Genomic DNA, 20,003 nt, shown 5'->3' with positions numbered 1-20,003 from the left:
GTCATCCCCGGCCGGGCAGCGCCTGCTCGAACCAGACGACCTTGCCCGTGCTCACCCTGGTCGCCCCCCAGCGCTCCGCCAGCTGGTCGACCAGGAACAGTCCCCGACCCCCCTCGTCACTCAGCCCGGCGTGCCGCATCCTCGGCACCTGCGGCGAGTCGTCGCCCACTTCGCAGCGGAGTACGGCCGTGCGGAGCAGGCGCAGGGTGATCGGCCGGGACGCGAAGCGTACGGCGTTCGCCACCACCTCGCTGACCAGCAGTTCGGCCGGCTCCACCATCGAGTCGAGGCCCCACTGGTGCAGTGTCCTTCGCGTCAGCCGGCGGGCCTGCCGCGCGGTCTGCGGCCGTGGAGCCATGTACCAGTACGCCACCGTTTCCGGCAGGATGCCCTCGAACCGGGCCGCGAGCAGCGCGATGTCGTCGTCCCGGTCGCGCGTGCCCAGCGTGTCGAGCGCGTGGTCGCACAGCACTTCCAGCGACGGGGGTTCCGAACCGGCAGCGCCGGCGCGCAGGTGTGCGCACAGCCGCTGCACGCCGGACAGCACGTCCGAGTCACGGGACTCGACGAGCCCGTCGGTGTACAGCAGCAGGGTCGCTCCGGACGGCGCGTGCATCTCGGTGGACTCGAAGGCCCTGCTGCCGACGCCGATCGGCGCCCCGGGCGCGATCGGCAGTACCTCCTGCCGGCCGTCCGTGTGGAGGAGTACCGGGGGCGGGTGACCGGCGTTGGCGACCAGCAGCCGATGCAGTACGGGGTCGTACATGGCGTACAGACAGGTCGCCATGTGCTCGCTGCCCAGCCGCTCCGCCTGCTCGTCGAGGTGGTGGAGGACCTCGTCGGGAGGAAGGTCGAGCCCGGCGAGGGTCTGCACGATGGTCCGCAGCTGGCCCATGATGGCGGCCGACGTCATGGAATGGCCCATGACGTCGCCGATCACCAGCGCGACACGGTTGCCGGGCAGGGGGATCGCGTCGTACCAGTCGCCGCCCACCTGCGAGGCCCGTGAGGCGGGCAGGTAACGGCTTGCCAGCCGGACTCCGGTCGGCTCGGGCAGTGCCGGAGGGAGCATCGTGCGCTGCAGTGCTGCGGCGACCGACGTCTCGCGGAGGTAGAGCGCGGCCTTGTCGACGCCCAGTGCGGTGTGGGTGGCGAGCTGGGAGGCGACGAGCAGGTCGTCTTCGGTGAAGGGGGGCCGGTCGGGGCGGCGGACGAGGACGACGCTGCCCATGACGTGGCGGCGGCCGTGCATCGGGGCGATGATCAGCCGGGGTCCGGGTCGCGCCGCACCGGGAACGCTCACCGGTCCCAGCAGTTCGGTCAGGGCGGGAGCGGCCCCTGGGGCGTCCCCCGGCACGGGCTGCCCGGCGCGCAGCAGCTCGGCCAGCGGGCCGTCGGCGGCCGGGCGTACGACGTCCGCCGGTCGCACGTCCGCCGGGGTCCTGCGGGTGAGACCGGGTGCGTGGGCTGCCGGATCCCTCGGCGGCGCCCGGTCCGTGCTGTGCAGCCGCAGCATGGCCGGGGAGCCAGGAGCCTCGTCCCCGACCGGCAGCGGATCGGACAGGTGGACGAAGGTCGTGTCGGCGAAGGACGGGACAGCCGCCCGGCACAGTTCGTGCAGCGTCTCGTCGAGATCGATGCCGCGGGCTATCCGGCGCGTCGCCTCGTCGAGGTAGCGGAGCCGGTCGGTCTGCGGCCCGAGGAGCTGTGGCCGGCGCCGGGGCGTGACACGCTCCTTCGCCCTGGCCTTCCTGCCGGGGTGTTCGTGAGTTCCCAGGTGCTTCGTCACCGTGTCGCTTCCGTCTGGGTGGGCCCCGGGCACCTGCCGGTGCGTGCGGAGCGGGAGCGGTCAGCCGCGCCGTCGGCAGCGCAGGAAGATCTGCACCTCGGGCGGTACGTCGGCGCTCGCGGGTGCGTAGGTGTAGGAGGCCTCCTCGACGATCTCGAAGCCGGTCGCCTCGACGGTCTCCCTCAGCTCGTCGCGTAGGTATCCGGACACCCGGATGGTCTTTCCGAGGAACGGGATCGAGAAATCGTCCACGTCGGCCTCCACCATCGACAGCACGAACATGCCGCCCGGTACAAGGAGATGGCGGACGGTCCGCAGCGCGAGGGGGATCTCGGAGCGCGGCAGCATGAGCAGGGAGAAGAAGGCGGCCACCGCGTCGAACCGGCCGAGGTCGCAGGGTCCTCCCGGCCGCAGATCAGCGATGTCCACCTGGTGGAAGGTGCCGCCGGGCACGTGCTCACGGGCCAGGGCGACCATTCCGCCCGACAGGTCGACGCCGGTGACCTCGAAGCCCGCCTCCGCCAGCTGCCGGGCGGTCGGGAGCCCGGTGCCGCATCCCAGGTCCAGCACGCGGGACCCGGCCGACAGGGAGTCCACGAGCCACTTGGTGGCCGCGACCTGCCCTTCCTTGTGCGGGAAGGCCTCGTCGTAGTGGTCGCCGATGGCGTCGAAGGCCTCTGCCTGGCCGGTGCGGTCAGGCACTGCGTCCTCGTAGCCCAGGTCGCCGGGAGGGCTGCTGCTCACAGGCGTTCCCCCTTGTTCATCCTGCGTAATTTTTCCACATATCCCCCTTATAGGGTCCACGGAGACGTCCCGCATGCGCACCGTATCCCTTGGGCAGCGCAATGTAGTGGGCGGCGGCCTCGAACGGCGGTCGGTCAACCCGCGGCGGTCGTCGTCGAGCCGTCCTCGAGCCTGGCGGCATGGAGGCTGTCCAGCCGCCCTGGCCGAGGGCACGCCGCCCGGTGCGTCGAGATGGCGATCACACGTGCGGTGTCGTCAGCCGTTCAAGGGCGCGACGGTCACCTTGTCGATGTCCGGCGCGTACGCCGTCGAGTTGCCGAAGGTGATGGTGTTGATGCCCGCCTTGAGGGTGACCGGGACCGGCAGGTCCCAGAAGTTCGACCAGCTGTAGGAGTTGCGGAACATGACCCTCTGGGAGGTGTCGTCGACGGTGATGTCCGCTGCCCGGGAGATGACGTTGGTGTTGTAGTTCCCGGACCCGGCGACCTCGGCGTTGGCGTAGCGCACGTTCATCACGTAGCGCCCGGCCGACGGGGCGTTCACCTTGAAGGTGAGCGTGTTGCCGGCGCCCAGGCCGACGTGCCCGACGTACTCGCCGCCGGAGGCCCAGGAGTTGCCGGAGACCGACGCGGTGCCGGCGGGGGTGGCGTCCTCGGCCTCGTAGGCCGTGGCCCCCGAGGTGCTGACCGCGCCGGTGACGCGCAGGTCGCGCAGGGTGAGGCCGCCGTCGCCCGGGACGGCGGCGGTGACGCGGTTGTTGCCCTGCGACAGGTACAGCCGCAGGGGCTTGTCGGTGACACGGCCCCGGGTGGAGGGCAGCGCGGCGGCGGTGGCACCGTCCAGGCTCAGGGTGCTCTCGCCGGTGGCGGCGTAGTCGGCGTGCACGGTGTAGTAGCCGTCGGCCGGCGCGTGGACGTCGAAGGCGGCCTTGTCGCCGCGGCCCAGCACCAGGGCGCCGGCGCCGCTGATCCCGGAGGCACTGTAGTCGTACGACGGGGACCCGCTGATGTCGGCGTAGGCCGCTGGGTAGACGGTGTCCGGGGTCCTGGACGCGGTGAGGTCGATCTTGTCGAGGGTGACCTCGTTCGTGCCCTTGCTCAAGGTCAGGGTGTGCTTGCCGGCCGTCAAGGAGACGGGTGTGCCCGCCGTGGCGCGGTAGGTCCAGTTCAGGGTGGAGCCGTAGGTGAGGGTCTTCGGCGCACCGCCGTCGACCGTCAGGGTCTGGGTGGCGGGCCCGCCGGACTGGTTGCCGTAGAAGACGTCCAGGTCGTAGGTGCCGGTCTTCGGAACGTCGACGGTGAAGGCGACCTTGCTGTTTGGCTGGTTCAGGCTGCCGACGTCCTTGGTGCCCGAGGTGGCGAAGCCGTAGGGGTTGCCCAGCGAGCCCTGGGAGTAGACGGTGCCGCCGGTGACGGCGGCGTTCTCCGCCTCGTACGAAGCGGACCAGGGCAGGCTCGCCGGGATGGGGGAGCCGCTGCCGGCCGGGTTGACGGTGACGCGGTACGCCGACATGGCGTCCAGGTTCGTCAACGGCACGGTGATGCTGCCGTTGGCGGCGACCTTGCCGGTGGTGCGGGACACCACGCTCGGCGCGGCGGCGCCCTCGTAGCCGCTCCAGCCGATGCGCTCGACGGTGACGTTGACCTTCTTGCCGAAGCGCGAGGGGACGTTGCGGAGCACGGTGTCGACATCGCCGGAGGTGCCGCCGAGCAGTACCTGGGCCTGTGTGCGGCCGGTGTCCAGTGAGGCGATGCCCTGGACGGTGTCGATCGTGTTCGGCTGCGGCGGGTCCAGCCGTACGGTCTTGCCGGTCAGGCCCGCGTACCAGCGCAGCAGCCACCAGGTGCCGTTGGGGATGTCGGTCTGCGCGGCGTTGTCGTTGAGGTTGCCCGCGATGTTCCAGTAGGCCTGGTCGGCGTAGACCTTGTTGCGCTCGAACATCGACAGCCACTGGACCATCTGGCCGGGCACGGACTGGTCGCGCCGGTTGCCGTACTCGTTGATGCCGACCGGGCGTTCGGAGATGCCGGCCTTCGCCTCCACGGCCCGGTAGTCGACGAGGTGGGATTCGAAGTCCTCGAGGGAGTCCGGGCCCAGCTCGTGCCAGGTGGTGATGTCCGGGAGCACTCCGGCGGCCTTGGCCCACGGGTAGAAGTCGCCCATGAGCTTGCCGTCGTAATGGGTCTCGTTGGGCCCTGCTATGCGGGCACCGGGGATGATCGAGCGGATCTTCTTGTAGACGGTGCTCCAGTCGCTCTGGAACCTGCTCAGCGCGCTCGCGTACTTGGCGCTGTCGGAACTGCCCAGATCCGGATACCAGTTGCCGTCGGGCTCGTTGAAGGGCACCCACACGAAGTCGTCGCGGTCGGGGCGTGCGGCGACCTTGCGGACCATGGTGTCGACCTTGGCCAGGTAGTCGTCCAGACCGAGATTCTCGTACGGCCACTGGGCGTAGACGTCCTGCATGTAGATGTGGACCTCGCCGCCGCCGTTGCGGTCGTAGCCCTTCTTGATCGCGAGAGCGTCCCCGTTGGGGTGCTGCGCCCCGTCCGGCGCCTTCTGCACGTACCGTGGTCAAGTGCAGCGGGGCCACCAGCTCGTCGCCGGGGACGCCGTCGTCGCTGAGCCCGTACAGCGTTCCGTTGGCGCCGTGCATCACGTCACCGGTGGTCCTGCCCAGGTCGACGGTGACCTGCGGGGTGGCCGCATGGGCGACGGGAGCGGTCACGGCGGCCGACCCGATCAGCGAAGCGGCGCAGGCGATGGCCCCCATGAGGCGCGTGGTGCTGCGTGGGGTGTGCTCGGTTCGGGGCATGTGCGTCCTCCGCCTCCCGCGTCGCAGCGGGAGGATGGTGAGTGGACCCGGGGAGCCCGGACGGGCCGGGCGGACCGGAGGGTGAGGGCCGGGGCGCGCGGGGAGTCGCGCCCCGGAGGTCGTGGGCGCGCTATTTGACGGCGCCGCTGGTGATGCCGGCGACGATCCGGCGCTGGGCGATGACGAAGACGGCCACCATCGGAAGGCTCAGCATCACGACGTAGGCGAAGATGAGGTGCCAGTTGTTCAGGTACAGCTGGGCGCTCGCGACCTGGTAGAGGTTGAGCGGGAGCGTGGCCTTATCCCCGCCGCCCAGCACGAAGAACGCGTAGAAGATGTCGCTCCAGGCGAAGAGCATCACCATGATCGTCGCGGTGGCGATGACGGGGCGCAGGAGCGGCAGGATCACCTGGAAGAAGACCCGGGCCGGGCCGGCGCCGTCCATGCGGGCGGCCTCCTCCAGTTCCTCGGGGAGGTTCCGGATGAAGCCGGTCATGAAGAAGATCGACGTGGACAGGTACATCCCCGTATAGACCGCGATCATGCCCAACTGCGTCCCGGCCAGGCGGAGTTGACGCAGTTCCATGACGATGGTGATGACGGCGGGCGGCAGCAGGAGGCCGCTGATGCTCAGCGCGTACAGCGTGCCGGTCAGGCGCCCCTTGCGGCGGGCGAAGACCCAGGCGGCGCCGGCGCCCAACAGCAGCACGAGGACCACGGAAGGGACCACGACCAGCAGGCTGTTGACGAGACCCTGGACGACCTTGCCCTGGTCGAAGGTCTGCTGGTAGTTCTCCGCGGCCTGCACCCGGTGCGGCAGCGAGAGGTTGGGCTTGATGGCCTCGGCCTGGGGCTTCACGGAGGTCACCGCGACGAGCCAGAGCGGGATGCCGATGGTGACGGCGGCGATGAGCAGGACGGCGGCCTGCTGCAGCCGGCGCGGGGCGCGTCGGCGGGCGGGAGCGAACACGGTGGCGGTCACTGGTTGTTCTCCCTCCGGCGCAGGCCGACGATCACGGGCACGGCGAGGACGACGACCACGAGGAAGAGCACCAGGCTCATCGCGGACGCCTGGGCGTACAGGCCCTGGCCGAAGATGCGGAACATGTAGATGTTGAACACCTCGGTTTCGCTGCCCGGACCACCCCCGGTGGTCGCCTGGACGATGTCGAAGGTGTTCATGGAGCCGATCAGCGCGGTCGTCACGTTGAACGTCACCGCGGGCGCCAGCAGCGGGAACCGGATCGACCAGAAGGTGCGCCAGGCACCGGCCCCGTCGATCCGGGCGGCCTCCAGCACGTCACCGGGCATGCTCTTCAGGCCCGCGAGGTAGATCAGCATGGCCAGGCCCATCCACTTCCAGCCGTGGACGAGGGTCACCACTACCAGGGTCCAGGTCGTCGATCCGAGCCAGGGCGTTTCGACCTGGTGCCCCGCGAGGGACGACAGCACGCTGTTGAGCGCCCCGTCCTGTGCGAGCAGGGCCCGGAAGATGTAGCCCACGGCCAGGGCGGAGATCAGTACGGGCAGGAAGAACACCGCCCTGAAGAAGCGGTTGAAGCGGGTGTCACGCTCCAGCAGCAGGGCCAGGCCCAGGCCGAAACCGTTCTGGAACACGGCCACCAGGACCGCGTACTCCAGGGTGATGCGGATGTCGCGGGCCATCGAGCCGTCGTTCAGGATGGTCTCGAAGTTCGACAGGCCCACGAAGCCGATCTGCGGGTGGAACGCCGACCAGTCGGTGAACGGGTAGACGAAGTTCAGCAGGTTCGGCAGCAGGAAGAACGCACCGAACACGGCGAGCGCGGGAAGCGCGAACCACCACGGCTGGTCGGCCCTCCTGCGGACGCGCTCGCGCCGGCCGCGACGGGGCGATGCGCTCCGGTCCTTCGCGCGCGCGGCGTCGATGGCGCCCCTGGTGGCGGTGTCCACCACTTGCTTACCTCCGGATGCGGGCCCCGGGCGCGCCGCCGACGGCGGCCCGGGGAGCGGGTTGGCGATAGGGCGACGGTCAGAAGCCGGAGACGCCGCGCGCCTTGAGCACCTGCTCGAACTGGTCCTGGGCGGCCTGGGCGACCTGCCGGGGCGACTTCTTGCCGTAGATCATGTCGGCGAGGGCGAGGTGCATGTCGGGCGCGGTCAGTGCCTTGACCTGGAAGACGCCGGTGGCGGAGGGCAGCGCCTCGGCCTGGGCGATCGCGGTCTGCGGCAGACCGCCGGGGTTGGGCACCGACGGCTGCACCGAGACGAGCTTGTTCGCCTTGATGTAGTCCGGGTAGTCCTTGCCGAGCCAGAAGGAGAGGAACTGCCGGGCGGCGTTCTGCCGCTTGGTGTCGCCGGTCTTGAAGGCGACGACGCCGTTGGTCTGGTCGGGCGAGTACTCGGCCTTGGCGGCGCTGTTGGCGATGGGGAACCAGCCCAGCTTCTTGTCCATCTCCTCCGTGCTGGAGGTGGCCTGTATCTGGGACTGGAGCGAGGTGACGTTGAGAGCCATCGCGGCGCTGCCGTCCATGATCGCCTTGCCCTGGTCGACGAACGTGGCCGTCTTGTAGTTCTTCTGCGCCAGGCCGCCGTCGAGGACCTTCGTCTTGTACCTGGTGATGGCGTCGACGACGGTCTTGTCGGTCCAGGCGGCCTTGTTCTTGTTCAGCTTGTCCCAGAACGTCTGCGGCAGATCCGTCATCTGCACCTGCACCTGCCACTGCAGGGGCCACTTGTCGCCGCCGACCTCGAAGAAGGGGGCCACGCCCGTCTTGGACTTGATCTTCGAGGCGGTGGCGAGGAGGTCGTCGTAGCTCTTCGGCATCGTGGTGATGCCGGCCTTCTCGAAGACGTCCTTGTTGTAGTAGACGCCGAGGACCGCGGGGCTGGTGACGATGGCCGCGTAGCGGTGGCCGTCGACCTGGCCGAGGCCCTGTTCCGTCTTGCCGAGCTTTTGGACCCAGTCCTCGTTGTCGAGCTGGAGCAGGTTCTGCTGAGGCTGGATGAACGGCAGGGTGCTGCCCGTGGGCTGCCAGAACATCAGGTCCGGCTTGACGCCCGAGGCGAGCTTGGTCGGGACGTTCGACTCGTAGGGGTCGGGGATGACCTCGGTGTTGATCTTGGCGCCGGTGGCCTTCTCGAACGCCTCGATGGCCTGCTTGGGCTGCCCGACGCTGTTCTGGGCCGTCCACATGGTGAGTTGGACACCCTTGAGGTCGGCGGTCGGATCGACGGACCCCTCGGGAGCGGCACCGGTTCCGCCGGCGGTGCTGTCGCTGCAGGCGGTGGCGGTCAGGCCGAGCAGACAGGCGGTGACAAGGACGGAGACGGCTCTTCTCATGGCGAGATCCTCGGTCGTAAGGAACGGGAGGGCGGTGCGCTGCTGTGGAGAGGGGCGATGGCCGCGGGGAACGGGAAGGGGGCGGAGGGAGACGTGGGGTGCGGGGATCCGGTCCGGCTCATGTGCGGCGCGGGCCCGCACTCTCCCGGAGGACGAGGGCGGGTTCGGCCGGCACGGCGACGGATGCCCGCCGATCGGTGTCGAGCCGGGCCCGCAGCAGCCCGAAGGCGGCGCGGCCCAGCCCCTGGAAGTCCATGCGGACCGTCGTGAGGGACGGGGTGAGGTAGGCGGAGTGCGGAGCGTCGTCGAAGCCGATGACGCTGACGTCCTCCGGGACCCGCCGGCCCGCGTGGTGCAGGGCCCGCAGGACACCGAGCGCCAGGTCGTCGTTGCCGCAGAGGATCGCGGTGGCCTCCGGGTCGCGGGCGAGTTTCTCCCCGGCCTCGTATCCGGATTGGGCGTCCCAGCCCTTGCCGGACGGTTCGGGAGCGGCGACACCGGCCGATTCCAGGGCCTGGCGCCAGCCCTCGGCGCGCGGTCCCACCGAGCGCCGGGGTCCGGTCGAGGCGGGAATCGCCACGTAGTGGACGGTGTCGTGCCCCAGCGACAAGAGGTGCTCGGTGGCGGCACGGGCCGCCTCGCGGTCGTCGGCCCACACGGCGGGCCGACCGGGTGAACTCCCCGGGGGCGGCGCCTCCACCACCGCCGCGCACGGCACGTGTGCCGGTACGCGGTCCAGGGCGGCCGCGCCCAAGCGGTCGAAGCCGATGACCACCAAGCCGCCACCGGCGTCGGCGGCCGAGGCGATCGTGCGGTCCAGGTCGTCCTCGGGAGTCAGGACCCGCACGCCGAGTGTGTGGCCCGCGGCGCGGGACGCCTCCTCCAGGCCCCGCAGGGTGGCCGCGTAGCCGTAGAGCAGGGTGTTCGACGTGAGGACGGTGATCGACCGGTTCACGCCGCTGGCCAGCGCGAACGCGGTGGCGTTGCGCCTGAATCCCAGGGTGTCGATGGCCTCCCGCACCCGCTCGCGGGTCTCGTCCCGGACGTTCGGGTGGCCGTTGATGACCCTCGAAACGGTCTGGTAGGAGACGCCCGCCGCCTGGGCGACGTCGCGGATGCTCGCGGCCTTCCGCTGTCCCTGAGGGGGGTCGGAGGAGTCGCCCGACCTTGTGTGACCGGTCACAAACATGCGAGGATTGTGAGCGGTCACAACGCGGGCGTCAAGAGACCGCGAGCGCAGAATCCGCTTGAGGGCCCATCCACCGCCGGGGCCCGGCTCCGTCGCCGTCGGTGAATCCCCAGATCAGCCCCCACAGACCGCCGCAGGACCGAATCATCCCGGAAGGGGAATCGCGTTGACCGCTACCGTCGAAGCAGCCGAGGGCTCCTGGGTCTGGTCGCATCCGGAATCCGGCCTGCACGCCGTCATGGATGCCACCGGAGCGGTGAGGCTGGGAAGACCCGGTCAGGACTGGGCCCGCCTGGTGCCCCTCGTCGAGGTCACCGCCACCGGCCACGGACGCATGTGGTCGGGGGAGCGATTCATCGAGACGGCCATCGGTGAGCGCCTGACCTACCGGGGCCATGAGACGGTCCGGCGCGGCGACGGGGAGCGTACGACGATCCGGCTCATGGACACCGGGACCGGCCTGGCAGCCCACGTCACCCTAGAAACCCGGACGGGCAGCCGGTGCCTGCGGGCCCGGGTACGCCTCGTCAACGAGGGCGACGTGGCGCTGCGGCTGGAGAGCGTGTCCACCCTGGCCCTCGGCGGCGTCGTCGACGGGGCCGGCGGCCTCGACGGCCTGACCCTGCACTGGGCGGACAACGACTGGCTCGCCGAATGCCGGTGGCGGCAGGACGGGTTCCGCAGGCGGGTGGTCCCGCTGAGCCGCTCCGCCCACGGCCACGAGGGCCGGGGCTGCTTCGAGCGGTACTCGCAGGGGAGCTGGTCCACCGGCCGCCACCTCCCCGTGGCCGGCCTCACCGACTCGGAAGGCCGCGCCTGGCTGTGGCAGATCGAGTCCAGCGCGGGCTGGCGCTTCGAGACGGGCGAACGCGAGGGGGCCGCCTACGTGGCCCTGTTCGGCCCCGACGACGCACACCATCAGTGGCGGCACATGCTGGCCCCCGGCGAGGAGTTCCACACCGTCCCGGCCGTGCTCGTCCACACGGAGACCGGCGGACTGGACGCGGCCTTCGGTGAACTCACCGACCACCGCCGGAGCATCCGCCGCGACCACCCCGACCACCGCGCGCTGCCGGTGATCTACAACGACTACATGAACACCCTGATGGGCGACCCCACCACCGAACGGCTCCTGCCGCTGATCGAGGCGGCGGGTGCGGCCGGTGCCGAGGTGTTCGTGATCGACGCGGGCTGGTACGACGACGACGCCCAGGGCTGGTGGGACGCCGTCGGCGCGTGGGAGCCGGCTCCCCGCCGTTTCCCGGGCGGTCTGCCGGAGGTCCTGGACGCCGTCAGAGCGCACGGGATGACCGCGGGGCTCTGGCTCGAACCCGAAGTCGTCGGCGTACGCAGCCCCCTGGCGCGCACGCTGCCCCCCGAGGCGTTCTTCCGGCGCGGCGGTCTGCGTGTCACCGAACACGGGCGGCATCACCTGGACCTGCGTCACCCGGCCGCCCGCGCCCATCTCGACGAGGTCGTGGACCGGCTGGTCGGTGAGTGGGGCGTCGGCTACCTGAAGCTCGACTACAACATCAACATCGGCCCCGGCACGGAGAACGGCTCGGAGAGCGCGGGCGCCGGCCTGCTCGGACACCACCGTGCCCACCTCGACTGGATGGCCTCGCTCCTCGACCGGCATCCCGGCCTCGTCCTGGAGAACTGCGGATCGGGCGGGCTGCGCATGGACTACGCGCAGCTGGCCGTGGCCCAACTGCAGTCCACCAGCGACCAGCAGGACCTGCTGCGCTATCCGCCCATCGCCGCCGCGGCCGCCACCGCCGTGACACCGGAACAGGCCGCGGTCTGGGCCTACCCTCAGCCGGACCACACGCTCGACGAGATCGCCCTCACCCTGACCGGGGCCCTGCTCGGCCGCGTCCACCTCTCCGGCTTCCTCAACCAGATGAGTCCCGAGCAGTCCGGCCTCGTCCGATCGGCGATCTCTTTGTACAAGGAGCTCCGGCCGGAGCTCGGCGGGGCGAGGCCGTTCTGGCCTCTGGGGCTTCCCGGCTGGGAGGACGAGTGGATCGCTCATGGACTTCGGGGCCCGGCGGCCACGTTCCTCTCCGTCTGCAGGCGGGCACCGCAGAACGCCGGAGCGGCCACCCCGAGCAGCACCCTCGCCATCCCCCACCTGCGGGGCAGGCACGTCCGGCCCGTGGTGCTGTATCCACCGACAGCCGATGCCGCCGCGGAGTGGGACGCGGACGCGGGGCGGCTCACGCTCTCGCTGCCGCGCGGGAACACCGCCGTTCTCCTCCGGCTGGACTCGGTGACGGCGGACGCGCGGGGATGACGTGCGGCTGGACCGCGGCCCGTTCCTGCAACGGAACGGGCCGCGGCCGCGCAACAAGGACACGCCCCGCCGGCTCGGCGCGGGGCGGGTCTCAGAACCGCGTGAAGAAGTTCCAGATCTCGCCCGGCACCCAGGTCCTGGAGCCGCTGTCGCCGGGGGCACCGTCCTGGGGCGCGGCGATGTGGCCCTCGTCGAACGCGGCCCACACGACCGGGCGTCCGGAGGAGCAGCCCGCGTACTGGGTGACGCGGTGCGCCCTGCTGCCCTGCGCGGGTTCGGGCGCGTTCTGGGCCGTGCACCCGTTGTTGCGGACGAACCGGTCGCGCAGCGAACGTCCGCCCGCCACCCCGAGGACGGAGTCCCGGATGCCGTGGATGCCCAGGTACGCGACGGGCTGGGAGCCGCCGCTGCAACCGCTGAGCTGCCCGCCGGACTGAACGGCGACCGCGCGGAACACCGTCGCCCGGGAGCAGGCCAGGGCGTAGGTCATGGCGCCGCCGTAGCTGAAGCCGACGGAGAAGCGCCGGGTGGTGTCGACGCACAGCGCAGCGTCCACCTGGCGGATGATGGCGTCGACGAAGGCCAGGTCCTCGCCGCCGGAGTTGGCCCAGCCGTTGTTCAGGCCCTGGGGTGCGATGAAGACGGCGCTGTTGTTCGCGAGCCGTTGGAGCCCGTAGTAGGCCCAGGTGCCGTTCTGGACGGTGCGGCCCGTGGCCACGTCAGTGGAAGTGCCGCCCAGCCAGTGGAAGCCGAAGACCATCCGGTAGGAGCGGTTGCGGTCGTAGTTGTCCGGCACCTTCAGGATGTAGCTGCGGCTCTTGCCGTTGATCTGCAGGGTGTGGGTGCCGTTGTTGAGTCCGGGGGCCTTGCCGCATCCGGCCGTCGCCGCCGGGGCCGCGGCCGCGGCGGGCGCGGTGCGCGGCCCGTCCGTGGCGTCGTGCAGAGCCGTGGCACTGGTGGCCGTGGCCAGGGCGAGGAACGCCGCGGCGACGACGGACCATAACCTGGGTGACTTGCGCGCTGGCATCACATCACTCCTTCATGGGAGAACGGGTGTGTGCATGACAAATCGCGTACGTAGGGGGCGCGCCGCTCAGGAGCTCCGGCGACCCCCGGTTCTCATGGTTCGTCCGATACCTCGAACAGCGCTCGGAGTTTCGGTAGTTGGGATGATAGGAAGCTCGCCGCAACCGTCAATGCGTGGCACAGGCTTCTTCCCGCGCGTTGTGGCCGAACCCCGTCCGTGCCGCGACTCCCGAGGGGCCGCTACGCCTGAGGATCGAGAGACTGCAGGTGCCGACGGAGCCAGTGCTCGGTGTTGCTGACGTGCAGCAGGGCGGCGGCCTGGCTGAGGGCGGGGTCGCGCGCGCACAGGGCGTCGAAGATCGCCTGGTGTTCCGCCAGGGTCCGCTCGGACGACCGGTCGTCTACCTGCCCGCGCCAAATGCGTGCGCGCAGGGTGTGGCCGGAGATGCCCTCGAGCAGGGAGAGCAGGGTCTCGTTGCCGGTGGCCGCGACAACCGCCCGGTGGAAGGCGGCGTCGTGCGCGTTGAGCTGCTCGACGTCGTCGCGAGCCTCGCGCATGGCGTCCAAGTGCCGCTCGACATCGGCCAGTTGCTCGTCCGTGATCCGGCCGGCGGCGAGCCCGGTGGCGAGCGGTTCCAGCAGCCGCCGCACCTCCATCAGGTCCAGCAGCGCGCCCTTGTCGCTCTGGAGCAGCTCCACCGCGCCGCCCAAACCCTCCAGGAGCAGGCTCGGCTGGAGACTGGTCACGTACGTACCGTCTCCTCGGCGGACCTCCAGCACCCGGGCGACGGACAGCGCCTTGACCGCCTCGCGGGCGAGGTTGCGCGACAGCCCCAGCTGCGCCGCCAACTCCGGCTCCGGGGGCAGTTTCGCGCCCGGGGGAAGCGCCCCCGAGCGGATGAGCTCACGGATCTGCTCTATGGCCTTGTCCGTCAGGGACAACCTGAGCTCCCTCCGTGAGTGCGCCGCTCCACAGGGCCCCTTCCGCGAGTCCGCGGCAGGGCCGTCACATGTGACGCCGATGATACCGGCAGGACCGGTCGAAGATCCCCGGACGTAACGGGGCGGGGACGTCGCGCCGGGCCCGCTCGTCCCGCTTCCGGACGGTCCGCACCCGGCGTGGCCGGCCCTCGTCAGGAGGCGAGCCCGCCTGCCGGGCCGCTCTCGGGCGAGCCGCTCGTGGACTCCAGGTGCTCCCGCAGCCACTGCTCGAAGTTGCTGACATGCAGCAGTGCCGCCGCGTGGCCGAGTGCGGCATCCCGCGCGGCCAGGGCGGCGTAGATGGCCTCGTGCTCCGCGAGGGTGCGCTCGTGGGACCGGCTGTCGACCAGGCCGCGCCAGATGCGGGCGCGCAGGGTGCGGCCCGAGATGCCTTCGAGGAGGGTGATGAGGGTTTCGTTGCCGGTCACGTTGGTGATGGCCCGGTGGAACGCCGCGTCGTGGGCGTTCAACTGCTCGATCCCGCTCGCTTCCCGCATCGCGTCCAGATGCCCCTTCACCTCGGCCAGACCGTCGTCCGAGATCCGGGCGACGGCCAGCGCGGTGACCACGGGTTCCAACAGGCGCCGGACCTCCATGAGGTCCAGTACGACGCGCGGGTCCACCTGGAGCAGCTCCACCGCGCCGCCGAGCCCTTCGAGGAGCAGACCCGGCTGGAGGCTGGTGACGTAGGTGCCGTCTCCCCGTCTGACCTCCAGGACGCGGGCCACGGCCAGCGCCTTGACCGCCTCCCGGGCCAGATTGCGGGACAGGCCGAGCTGGGCCGCCAGTTCCTGCTCGGGGGGCAGCTTGGAGCCGGGCGGGAGCGCACCGGAGGCGATGAGCTCGCGGATCCGCGCGATCGCCTTGTCGGTCAGGGACACGGGGTGCTCCTCTCGGAGACGCCGTCACCGTGCGGGACCTGCCCGAGGGGTACGTCGGGCCGGATGAGTCCCTGGTCGAGGAGGTCGTTCCAGAGGCCGGCGGGAGTGCTCCGCCGGTGGAGCTCGGCGTTGCGGGTGACCTGGTCGGCGTTGCGCATGCCGAGGGTGACGTTGACGACGTGGGGGTGGGTGTGGGGGAAGGCGATGGCCGCGGCGGGCAGGGTCGTGCCATGGGCCTCGCAGACCTCCGCGATGGCCAGGGCACGCCGTACGAGGTCGGGCGGGGCGTCCTGGTAGTCGTACTTCATGCCGGCGGCGGGACGGTCGCGGGAGAGCAGGCCCGAGTTGAAGACACCGACGGCGACGACGCTCTTGCCGGTCTCCCCCGCCGCGGGCAGGACGTCGTCGAGGGCGCCTTGGTCGAGCAGGGTGTAGCGCCCGGCGAGCATCACGACGTCGGCGGCGGTCTCGCGCAGGAACCGGGCGAGCATGGCGGACTGGTTCATGCCGGCGCCGATCGCACCGACGACGCCCTGGTCGCGCAGGTCGGCGAGGGCGGGCATGGCCTCGTCGGCGGCCTGCCGCCAGTGGTCGTCGGGATCGTGCAGGTAGACGACGTCGAGGTGGTCCAGGCCCGTGCGCTCCAGCGTGGCCTCGATGGAACGCAGTACGCCGTCCCGGCTGAAGTCCCACTGACGGCGCACGTCGTCGCGGACGACGAAGCCATCGGTGTCGACACCCCGCGGGTTCTCGTTGGGGACGAGCAGGCGGCCCACCTTGGAGGAGACGACGTACTCGCCACGGGGCCTCTCCCGCAGCGCGGCGCCCAGGCGGCGTTCGGACAGGCCGAGGCCGTAGTGCGGGGCGGTGTCGAAGTAGCGGATACCCGCGTCCCAGGCGGCGTCGACCGCGGCTGACGCCTCCTCGGGGGTGGTGGTGCGGTAGAGGTTGCCGATCACGGAGGCTCCGAAGCCGAGCTCGGTGAGTTCGACACGGGTGTTGCGGATCGTTCGGCGTCGCAAGACGTTCTCCTCGGGACTTCGGGGTGCGTGCGGTCAGCGTCTGACGTGGGCCGAGCCGCCCGCGACGAGCGCCTCCACCTCGGCGAGGGTCGCCATGGAGACGTCCCCCGGGGTGGTCATGACGAGGGCGCCGTGGGCGGTGCCGTAGGCGAGGGCCCGTTCCAGGCCCGCACCGGTGAGCAGGCCGTAGACCAACCCCGCGGCGAAGCCGTCGCCCGAACCGATGCGGTCCAGGACGTGCAGTCCGGGCATCCGCGGACCGGCGACGAGGCCCGTCCCGTAGGACCAGGCGAGCGCGGACCAGTCGTTGACGCCGGCGGACGGCACCTCGCGCAACGTCGTGGCCAGCACGCTCACCCCGGGCAGCAGACGGGCGACCTCGGCGAGTGCGTCGGGAACCTCGTCGGCGGTGAGGCGACAGGCGCCCGGATGGCTGCCCGCGAGACCGAGGGCACCCACGACGACGTCGGCGTGCCGGGCAAGGCGCAGGTCCGCCTCCCGCGCGCCGTCGGCGCCGCCCCGGCCGGCCCAGAGGCTCGGACGGTAGTTGGGGTCGTACGAGACGGTCACCCCATGACGGCGTGCGGCGGCCATCGCCTCGTCGGCCACATCGAGGGTGGTGTCCGACAGCCCGGCGAAGATGCCGCCGGTGTGGAACCAGCGCACCGGACCGGAGAAGACGGCGTCCCAGTCGACGTCTCCCTTCCGCAGTTGCGACACGGCCGTGTGCGCCCGGTCGCTGACGCCGAGAGCACCGCGGATACCGAAGCCGCGTTCCACGAAGTTGAGGCCGTTGCGGGCGCCGCGGCCGATGCCGTCGTCGGGGACCCAGCGGATCAGCGAGGTGTCGACACCGCCCTGCAGGACCAGATCCTCGACGAGCCGGCCGACGGCGTTGTCGGCGAGGGCGGTGACCACCGCGGTGCGCAGCCCGAAACAGCGGCGCAGACTCCGTACCACGTTGTACTCACCACCCCCCTCCCACACCTGGAAGGAGCGGGCGGTGCTGATCCGGCCCTCGCCCGGGTCGAAGCGCAGCATCACCTCGCCCAGGGCGATCACCTCGGTCACGGCGTGCTCCTCTCCACTGCCTCGGCGGTCAGCCGGCGGATCTCCGCGTACTCGCCGCGTTCCAGGTGGCCGGAGGTGACCATCCAGCTGCCGCCCACGGCGAGGACCGCCGGGTGGGAGAGGTAGCCGGGCATCAGGTCCGGCCCGATGCCGCCGGTGGGCACGAAACGCGCCTGCGGGAAGGGCGCCGCCAGGGCCCGGAGCATCCGGGTGCCGCCGAGCGGCTCGGCGGGGAACAGCTTGACCGTGTCCAGGCCCGCCTTCAGCGCGCTCATCAACTCGGTGGCGGTGGCGATGCCGGGCACCACCGGAACCCCCAACTCCCTCCCTCTGTCGACGACTTCCGTGTCGAAGCCGGGGGAGACGAGAAACCGGGCTCCGGCCGCCACGGCCCGCTCCGCCTGCTCGGCCGTGAGGACGGTGCCGGCTCCGACGGTCAGACCACCGTGAGCCGCCATGGCCTTGAGGGTCAGCTCGGCGTCGGGCGTGCGGAAGGTGACCTCGGCGCACCGGGCACCGCCCGCCGCGAGCGCTTCGGCCAGGGGGCCGGCACTCGCCACGGACGGCACGGTCAGCACGGGCAGGAGACGGGCCCCCTCGAGGACGGCCGTCAGGTCGGTACCACTCGTCGCGCTCATCGGCCGAGCCATCCGCCGTCGACGGGCAGGGTGGTGCCGTGGATGTAGTCGGCCGCGCCCGACGCGAGGAAGACGGTCGCACCGGCGAGATCGTCGGCGGAGCCCCAGCGGCCGGCCGGAATCCGTTCCAGGATGGCCTTGCTGCGCGCCGCGTCGTCCTGGAGCGCCTGCGTGTTGTCGGTGGCGATGTAGCCCGGGGCGATGGCGTTGACGTTGACGCCGTGCGGGGCCCACTCGTTGGCCAGGGCCTTGGTCAGGCCGGCGATGCCGTGCTTGGCGGCGGTGTAGCCGGGGACCGTGATGCCACCCTGGTAGCTGAGCAGCGAAGCCGTGAAGATGACCTTGCCGTGCCCGCGGGCGACCATGCCCGCCCCGACCGCGCGGGTGAGCGCGAACTGTGCGGTGAGGTTGACCTGGAGCACCAGCTCCCAGTCCGCGTCGGAGTGCTGGGCGGCGGGCGTGCGGCGGATGGTGCCGGCGTTGTTGACGAGGATGTCCACCGGGCGTTCACGCCCGGCGAGGTCCGCGCCGAGCGCCCGGACGGCCTCGGGATCGGCGAAGTCGGTGCGGATAGCCTCGAAGGCGCGGCCCGCGGCGATGACGTCCTTCTCCACGTCGCTGCCCGGCTCCAGTGACGCGCTCACGCCGATGATGTCGGCGCCGGCCTCGGCGAGGCCACGGGCCATGGCGCGGCCGATGCCACGACTGGCACCGGTGACCACGGCGAGCTTTCCGGTGAGGTCGAAGGCGTTCATGCGGCGGCTCCCTCGGAGTCGGTGGTGCAGTCGACGAGGATCTTCATCACGTCGCCGCCGCCTTCCAGGGCTTCGAAGGCGGCCGGTGCCTGGGTGAGCGGGACGACCTTGCTGATGAGGCGGTGGGCGGCGACGGTGCCGTCGGCGACCAGGGCGACCGCCTTCTCGAAGTCGGAACGGTCGTACAACCGGGCCCCGACGAGGGTGAGTTCGCGCCAGAAGAAGCGGTGCAGGTTGATCTCGCGGGGCCTGGGGTGGATGGCGACCAGGCAAAGCCGCCCGCGCACCCCGAGGACCTCGACGGCGGTGTCGACGCCGCCGGCGGCGCCGGACACCTCGAAGGCCACGTCGGCGCCCGCGTCTCCGGTCCACTCACCGACGAGCGAGGGGATGTCGGCGGCGGCCGGGTCCCAGGTGGTCAGACCGAGTTCCTCGGCGAGCAGGCGGCGGTGCGCGCTGAGTTCCACCACGCGCACCTCGGCGCCGGCGGCCCGGGCGACCAAGGCGATGAGGATGCCGACCGGACCGCCGCCGACCACGACGACCTTCTCGCCGTGGCGGACACCGGCCCGGCCGACGTCGTGCACGGCGACCGCGGTGGGCTCGACGAGCGCGGCCTGGTCCAGGGGCAGCGAGTGGGGCAGTCGGATGAGGGTGGAGGCGGGGACGGTCCAGCGCTGCTGCATCGCACCGGGGGAGTCGATGCCGATGAAGTCGAGGTGCTGGCAGATGTGCCGGTGACCGGAGCGGCAGGCCGGGCAGGTGTCGTCCCAGCGCAGCGGCATCACGGTGACCGCGTCCCCGGGGCGCCAGCCCTCAACGCCCGCCCCGACCGCGACGACGCGGCCGGACATCTCGTGCCCGAGCACGGCGGGCGTCGCCACGCGGGCGTCCATGTCGCCGTGGAAGATGTGCAGGTCGGTGCCGCAGATACCGACGTAGGCGGGGGCCACCTGCACCTCGCCCGGGCCGGGTTCGGCGCTTTCGGCGGGTGCGGTGTCGAGAGTTCGGGCGGCGAGATAGCGGACGGCGAGAGTCATCGTGGGGTCAGGGTCCTTTCAGCGCGGACGCCGATGGTCAGCAGCAGGTTGGCGTAGGTACGGATGTCGGCGGTGACGACGGCGAGGGCGAGGTCGGGTGAGCGGGCGGCGTCGTAGAACTCGAAGCGGCCGAGCGTCTCGACGGGGACGGGCGCGAGCCGGGAGCGGTACTCGGCGATGGCGGGCGGTTCGGGCTCCCCCTCGGGCGGCACCATCACGTGGGCCGTCTCGACGGGCAGGGCCCGCAGCAGGACGTCGAGGACCGTGGAGACGTCGAGTACGCCGGGGGAGAGGTTGAGGTGGACGATCCTCGCCCGTTCACCGACGGCGGTGCTGGCGGGGTAGTGGCCGTCGGCGAGCAGGACCCGGGCCCCGTGCCCGGCTCCCGCGAGCGCTTCGAGGATGCCGGGGTGGAGCAGTTCGGTCAGCAGCAT

At 71.3% G+C, this 20,003-nt stretch carries 17 protein-coding genes; 1 reads left to right on the top strand and 16 read right to left on the bottom strand.

Going from position 1 to position 20,003, the window contains the following annotated elements; translation table 11 throughout:
* Position 1 precedes the first annotated feature (1 nt).
* The 7 genes from ABTX60_RS21670 to ABTX60_RS21640 all read right to left on the bottom strand — a co-directional run bounded on the left by ABTX60_RS21670 (position 2) and on the right by ABTX60_RS21640 (position 9,859).
* Positions 2–1,789 carry a SpoIIE family protein phosphatase gene (locus ABTX60_RS21670; protein WP_352098638.1) on the bottom strand — a complete coding sequence of 596 codons (1,788 nt, stop codon included), beginning with the start codon at positions 1,787–1,789 and terminating at the stop codon, positions 2–4.
* A gap of 60 nt (positions 1,790–1,849) precedes the next feature.
* Complete coding sequence (locus ABTX60_RS21665; RefSeq protein ID WP_352098637.1) at positions 1,850–2,533, bottom strand: class I SAM-dependent DNA methyltransferase; 684 nt, start codon at positions 2,531–2,533, stop codon at positions 1,850–1,852.
* Positions 2,534–2,788: 255 nt separating this feature from the next.
* Complete coding sequence (locus tag ABTX60_RS21660; protein ID WP_352098636.1) at positions 2,789–5,098, bottom strand: CBM35 domain-containing protein; 2,310 nt, start codon at positions 5,096–5,098, stop codon at positions 2,789–2,791.
* 380 nt (positions 5,099–5,478) lie between these two features.
* Complete coding sequence (locus ABTX60_RS21655; RefSeq protein ID WP_352098635.1) at positions 5,479–6,330, bottom strand: carbohydrate ABC transporter permease; 852 nt, start codon at positions 6,328–6,330, stop codon at positions 5,479–5,481.
* Positions 6,327–7,283 carry a carbohydrate ABC transporter permease gene (locus ABTX60_RS21650; RefSeq protein ID WP_352098634.1) on the bottom strand — a complete coding sequence of 319 codons (957 nt, stop codon included), beginning with the start codon at positions 7,281–7,283 and terminating at the stop codon, positions 6,327–6,329. The genes ABTX60_RS21655 and ABTX60_RS21650 overlap by 4 nt, the downstream gene beginning before the upstream one ends.
* Before the next feature lie 76 nt (positions 7,284–7,359).
* Positions 7,360–8,670: an ABC transporter substrate-binding protein gene (locus ABTX60_RS21645; RefSeq protein ID WP_352098633.1), complete on the bottom strand. Its 1,311-nt coding sequence runs from the start codon at positions 8,668–8,670 to the stop codon at positions 7,360–7,362.
* Between the two features lie 118 nt (positions 8,671–8,788).
* The gene (locus ABTX60_RS21640) at positions 8,789–9,859 is read right to left on the bottom strand and encodes a LacI family DNA-binding transcriptional regulator (RefSeq protein WP_352098632.1); all 1,071 of its coding nucleotides are present in this window, start codon (positions 9,857–9,859) and stop codon (positions 8,789–8,791) included.
* A 238-nt stretch (positions 9,860–10,097) separates the two neighbouring features.
* Here ABTX60_RS21640 and ABTX60_RS21635 point away from each other — a divergent pair, with 238 nt between their 5' ends.
* Positions 10,098–12,155: a glycoside hydrolase family 36 protein gene (locus ABTX60_RS21635; protein WP_352098706.1), complete on the top strand. Its 2,058-nt coding sequence runs from the start codon at positions 10,098–10,100 to the stop codon at positions 12,153–12,155.
* A gap of 91 nt (positions 12,156–12,246) precedes the next feature.
* On the opposite strand, the gene ABTX60_RS21630 is transcribed toward ABTX60_RS21635, so the two are convergent.
* The 9 genes from ABTX60_RS21630 to ABTX60_RS21590 form a co-directional block, all read right to left on the bottom strand.
* Positions 12,247–13,182 carry a CE1 family esterase gene (locus ABTX60_RS21630; RefSeq protein WP_352098631.1) on the bottom strand — a complete coding sequence of 312 codons (936 nt, stop codon included), beginning with the start codon at positions 13,180–13,182 and terminating at the stop codon, positions 12,247–12,249.
* A 239-nt stretch (positions 13,183–13,421) separates the two neighbouring features.
* The gene (locus ABTX60_RS21625) at positions 13,422–14,123 is read right to left on the bottom strand and encodes a FadR/GntR family transcriptional regulator (RefSeq protein WP_352098630.1); all 702 of its coding nucleotides are present in this window, start codon (positions 14,121–14,123) and stop codon (positions 13,422–13,424) included.
* Positions 14,124–14,314: 191 nt separating this feature from the next.
* Positions 14,315–15,043: a FadR/GntR family transcriptional regulator gene (locus tag ABTX60_RS21620; RefSeq protein WP_352098629.1), complete on the bottom strand. Its 729-nt coding sequence runs from the start codon at positions 15,041–15,043 to the stop codon at positions 14,315–14,317.
* Positions 15,034–16,065: an aldo/keto reductase gene (locus ABTX60_RS21615; RefSeq protein ID WP_352098628.1), complete on the bottom strand. Its 1,032-nt coding sequence runs from the start codon at positions 16,063–16,065 to the stop codon at positions 15,034–15,036. The genes ABTX60_RS21620 and ABTX60_RS21615 overlap by 10 nt, the downstream gene beginning before the upstream one ends.
* 33 nt (positions 16,066–16,098) lie before the next feature.
* Positions 16,099–17,136, bottom strand: coding sequence for a PfkB family carbohydrate kinase (locus tag ABTX60_RS21610; RefSeq protein WP_352098627.1), 1,038 nt, complete (start codon positions 17,134–17,136; stop codon positions 16,099–16,101).
* On the bottom strand, positions 17,133–17,774 hold the full coding sequence (locus ABTX60_RS21605) for a bifunctional 4-hydroxy-2-oxoglutarate aldolase/2-dehydro-3-deoxy-phosphogluconate aldolase (RefSeq protein ID WP_352098626.1): 642 nt from the start codon (positions 17,772–17,774) through the stop codon (positions 17,133–17,135). Before ABTX60_RS21605 ends, ABTX60_RS21610 begins: the two co-directional genes overlap by 4 nt.
* On the bottom strand, positions 17,771–18,529 hold the full coding sequence (locus ABTX60_RS21600; protein ID WP_352098625.1) for an SDR family oxidoreductase: 759 nt from the start codon (positions 18,527–18,529) through the stop codon (positions 17,771–17,773). The genes ABTX60_RS21605 and ABTX60_RS21600 overlap by 4 nt, the downstream gene beginning before the upstream one ends.
* Positions 18,526–19,569, bottom strand: a complete 1,044-nt coding sequence (locus tag ABTX60_RS21595) for a zinc-dependent alcohol dehydrogenase (RefSeq protein ID WP_352098624.1) — start codon at positions 19,567–19,569, stop codon at positions 18,526–18,528. Before ABTX60_RS21595 ends, ABTX60_RS21600 begins: the two co-directional genes overlap by 4 nt.
* On the bottom strand, positions 19,566–20,003 hold the full coding sequence (locus tag ABTX60_RS21590) for an RbsD/FucU domain-containing protein (RefSeq protein ID WP_352098623.1): 438 nt from the start codon (positions 20,001–20,003) through the stop codon (positions 19,566–19,568). Before ABTX60_RS21590 ends, ABTX60_RS21595 begins: the two co-directional genes overlap by 4 nt.

Origin of the sequence: Streptomyces sp. NPDC126510 (assembly GCF_040302345.1) — a bacterium.
Lineage (GTDB): Bacteria > Actinomycetota > Actinomycetes > Streptomycetales > Streptomycetaceae > Streptomyces.
This window is presented reverse-complemented; position numbering and strand designations above follow the sequence as displayed.